Genomic DNA, 528 nt, shown 5'->3' with positions numbered 1-528 from the left:
CGGCAGTTCGAATCTGCCCCCCTCCACCATCAAAAAAAAAGGGACATAGTTCAACGGTAGAATAGAGGTCTCCAAAACCTTTGATGTGGGTTCGATTCCTACTGTCCCTGCCATGGCGGTTGTGGCGAAGTGGTTAACGCATCGGATTGTGGTTCCGACATTCGTGGGTTCGATTCCCATCAACCGCCCTTAGTATTAATGGGCTATAGCCAAGCGGTAAGGCAACGGACTTTGACTCCGTCACGCGCTGGTTCGAATCCAGCTAGCCCAGTTATTTATTGGCGGCATAGCCAAGTGGTAAGGCAGAGGTCTGCAAAACCTTTATCACCGGTTCAAATCCGGTTGCCGCCTCCATGTCTTACGCGGGAGTAGTTCAATTCTTAGAACACGTTCCTTCCCGGAACGAGATATAGGTGCAAGTCCTATCTTCCGCTCCATTTAATAGTTTAATACATGCGGGAGTAGTTCAATTCTTAGAACATGTTCCTTCCCGGAACAAGATATAGGTGCAAGTCCTATCTTCCGCTC

5 tRNA genes are annotated in these 528 nt (G+C 48.9%); all 5 read left to right on the top strand.

Annotated elements, in window-relative coordinates:
* Nucleotides 1-39 precede the first annotated feature (39 nt).
* Nucleotides 40-113 (top strand) — tRNA-Trp (locus HMPREF2802_RS11755).
* Between the two features lie 2 nt (nucleotides 114-115).
* Nucleotides 116-188 (top strand) — tRNA-His (locus HMPREF2802_RS11750).
* Between the two features lie 11 nt (nucleotides 189-199).
* A tRNA-Gln gene (locus HMPREF2802_RS11745) sits at nucleotides 200-271 on the top strand.
* Between the two features lie 9 nt (nucleotides 272-280).
* Nucleotides 281-354, top strand: a tRNA-Cys gene (locus HMPREF2802_RS11740).
* An 8-nt stretch (nucleotides 355-362) separates the two neighbouring features.
* Nucleotides 363-437: transfer RNA gene (locus HMPREF2802_RS11735), tRNA-Gly, on the top strand.
* Nucleotides 438-528 lie beyond the last annotated feature (91 nt).

It is taken from the genome of Staphylococcus sp. HMSC071G07, from assembly GCF_001811435.1.
Lineage (GTDB): Bacteria > Bacillota > Bacilli > Staphylococcales > Staphylococcaceae > Staphylococcus > Staphylococcus pettenkoferi.
Note: the sequence above shows the minus strand (reverse complement) of the source record. Positions and strands in the feature narration are given on the sequence as shown.